Origin of the sequence: Pseudomonas sp. PDM32 (genome assembly GCF_019219225.1) — a bacterium.
Taxonomy (GTDB): Bacteria; Pseudomonadota; Gammaproteobacteria; order Pseudomonadales; family Pseudomonadaceae; genus Aquipseudomonas; species Aquipseudomonas laurylsulfatiphila.
This window is the reverse complement of the sequence record NZ_JAHUWE010000044.1, coordinates 1-441: the sequence shown is the minus strand read 5'-3', so window position 1 is coordinate 441 and position 441 is coordinate 1. Positions and strand designations below refer to the sequence as shown.

Genomic DNA, 441 nt, shown 5'->3' with positions numbered 1-441 from the left:
CCGGGTTTTAGAAGAAGCCCAACGGATTGATGTCGTAGCTCACCAGCAGGTTTTTGGTCTGCTGATAGTGGTCGAGCATCATCTTGTGGGTTTCACGGCCGACGCCGGACTTCTTGTAGCCGCCGAAGGCGGCGTGCGCCGGGTACAGGTGGTAGCAGTTGGTCCATACACGACCGGCCTTGATGGCGCGGCCCATGCGGTAGGCGCGGTTGATGTCGCGGGTCCAGAGGCCGGCGCCGAGGCCGAACTCGGTGTCGTTGGCGATGGCCAGGGCTTCGGCTTCGTCCTTGAAGGTGGTGATGCTCACCACCGGGCCGAAGATTTCTTCCTGGAACACGCGCATCTTGTTGGTGCCCTTGAGCAGCGTCGGCTGGATGTAATACCCGCTCGCCAGGTTGCCCTCGAGTTTTTCCACCTTGCCGCCGGTCAGCAACTCGGCAC

General features: G+C 61.7%; 1 pseudogene. It reads right to left on the bottom strand.

The annotated features are described in order from the left end of the window. Window positions 1-7: 7 nt before the first annotated feature. Window positions 8-441: pseudogene (adh, locus tag KW846_RS29715) on the bottom strand (aldehyde dehydrogenase); the annotation flags it as partial.